This window comes from Bacteroides sp. Phil13 (genome assembly GCF_001940965.1).
Classification (GTDB): Bacteria; Bacteroidota; Bacteroidia; order Bacteroidales; family Bacteroidaceae; genus Bacteroides; species Bacteroides intestinalis.
The window spans coordinates 1-2,479 of record NZ_MSHA01000058.1; the positions used below are offsets into that span (position 1 = coordinate 1).

A 2,479-nucleotide genomic window follows, 5' to 3' on the forward strand; every position below is an offset into this window, starting at 1 on the left:
AATAGTTGGTGTCGATTTGCCTCAGAATAAGAGAGGTGAAGTTGCGTTGACCTATATCTATGGAATAGGTCGTAGTAGTTCAGCAAAGATTTTGGATAAAGCTGGTGTAGATAAAGACCTGAAGGTGAAAGACTGGACGGACGATCAAGCTGCCAAGATTCGTGAGATCATTGGTGCAGAATTTAAAGTAGAAGGTGACCTTCGTTCGGAAGTTCAATTGAATATCAAACGTTTGATGGATATTGGTTGCTACCGTGGTGTACGTCATCGTATCGGTTTACCTGTAAGAGGTCAGAGCACTAAGAATAACGCTCGTACTCGTAAGGGTAGAAAGAAAACCGTTGCAAATAAGAAAAAAGCTACTAAATAATAATTGTTGATATGGCAAAAAAAACAGTTGCAGCAAAGAAGAGAAATGTGAAAGTTGACGCTAATGGACAGTTGCATGTTCATTCATCTTTCAACAATATTATTGTTTCTCTCGCAAACAGTGAAGGGCAGATCATTTCTTGGTCATCTGCCGGTAAAATGGGATTTAGAGGTTCTAAAAAGAACACTCCTTATGCAGCGCAAATGGCTGCCCAGGATTGTGCAAAGATTGCATTCGATCTTGGCCTGAGAAAGGTAAAAGCATATGTGAAAGGTCCGGGTAACGGACGTGAGTCTGCTATTAGAACTATCCATGGTGCAGGTATTGAAGTTACTGAAATCATTGACGTAACTCCGCTTCCACATAATGGTTGTCGTCCTCCGAAAAGACGTAGAGTTTAAGATTTACCTTTAATAAAAATGATCTTGATTTTGTTATTTGGATTACATTAATTTCTCTCTGTAATCGCGGCTGCAACAAATTGAGTTCATGAATAAAACAATTAAAATTTAAAAAAAATGGCTAGATATACTGGACCAAAATCAAGAATAGCCCGTAAATTCGGTGAAGGTATCTTCGGAGCAGATAAAGTTTTGTCTAAGAAAAATTATCCTCCCGGACAGCATGGCAATTCTAGAAAGAGAAAAACTTCTGAATATGGTGTTCAACTTCGCGAGAAACAGAAAGCCAAATACACCTATGGAGTTTTAGAAAAACAATTCCGCAACCTGTTTGAAAAAGCAGAAACTGCTAAAGGTATTACCGGTGAAATTCTGCTTCAGTTGCTAGAAGGTCGTCTTGATAATATTGTATTCCGTTTAGGTATTGCTCCTACTCGTGCAGCTGCTCGTCAGTTAGTGGGTCACAAGCATATCACTGTGGATGGTGAAGTGGTAAATATCCCTTCATTTGCAGTAAAACCGGGTCAGGTAATTGGCGTTCGTGAAAGATCTAAATCTTTGGAAGTAATTGCTAATTCACTGGCTGGCTTTAACCACAGCAAATATCCTTGGTTGGAATGGGATGATAATTCTAAGGTTGGTAAATTACTGCATGTACCTGAAAGAGCAGACATTCCTGAAAACATTAAAGAGCATTTGATCGTAGAATTGTATTCTAAATAAAATAATTAATTTCATGGCGATATTAGCATTTCAAAAACCTGATAAAGTATTAATGTTGGAAGCGGATTCTAGATTCGGTAAATTCGAATTTCGTCCGTTGGAGCCCGGTTTCGGTATTACCGTAGGTAATGCATTGCGCCGCATCCTGCTTTCGTCATTAGAGGGTTTTGCTATCACTACTATCAAAATAGATGGTGTTGAGCATGAGTTCTCTAGCGTACCGGGAGTTAAAGAGGATGTTACTAACATTATCTTGAATCTGAAACAGGTGAGATTCAAGCAAGTAGTTGAAGAATTCGAAAGTGAGAAAGTAAGTATTACAATCGAAAATTCTAGTGAATTTAAAGCAGGTGACATAGGTAAGTATTTGACTGGATTTGAAGTGTTAAATCCTGAATTAGTTATTTGTCATTTAGATTCTAAAGCAACTATGCAAATCGATATTACGATTAACAAAGGTCGTGGATATGTTCCGGCTGATGAAAACCGCGAATATTGCACGGATGTTAACGTAATTCCTATCGATTCCATTTATACACCGATACGTAATGTGAAGTATCAGATTGAACCGTTCCGTGTTGAACAAAAGACGGATTACGACAAATTGGTACTTGAGATTACTACCGACGGTTCCATTCATCCGAAGGAAGCGCTGAAAGAAGCTGCAAAGATTCTGATTTATCACTTCATGCTCTTCTCTGATGAGAAGATTACATTGGAAAGCACTGATGTGGATGGCAATGAAGAATTTGATGAAGAAGTATTGCACATGCGCCAATTGTTGAAAACCAAACTTGTTGATATGGACTTATCGGTTCGTGCCCTCAATTGCTTGAAGGCTGCCGATGTAGAAACATTAGGTGACTTGGTACAATTTAACAAGACGGATTTGCTGAAATTCAGAAACTTCGGAAAGAAATCGCTTACCGAGCTTGATGATTTGCTGGAAAGTCTGAATCTTTCGTTTGGAACCGATATTTCTAAA

Annotated in this window: 4 protein-coding genes; all 4 read left to right on the forward strand. The window is 38.5% G+C overall.

What is annotated here, in order from left to right; genetic code table 11:
• The first annotated feature begins 1 nt into the window (after window position 1).
• Window positions 2-370, forward strand: coding sequence for a 30S ribosomal protein S13 (rpsM, locus tag BWI44_RS11270; protein ID WP_286813536.1), 369 nt, complete (start codon window positions 2-4; stop codon window positions 368-370).
• Window positions 371-381: 11 nt separating this feature from the next.
• Window positions 382-771, forward strand: a complete 390-nt coding sequence (gene rpsK, locus BWI44_RS11275; RefSeq protein ID WP_004296327.1) for a 30S ribosomal protein S11 — start codon at window positions 382-384, stop codon at window positions 769-771.
• 117 nt (window positions 772-888) lie between these two features.
• On the forward strand, window positions 889-1,494 hold the full coding sequence (rpsD, locus tag BWI44_RS11280) for a 30S ribosomal protein S4 (RefSeq protein WP_007212089.1): 606 nt from the start codon (window positions 889-891) through the stop codon (window positions 1,492-1,494).
• Window positions 1,495-1,507: 13 nt separating this feature from the next.
• Window positions 1,508-2,479 (forward strand): DNA-directed RNA polymerase subunit alpha (locus BWI44_RS11285; RefSeq protein WP_286813639.1); only part of this gene is annotated, 972 nt, incomplete at its 3' end.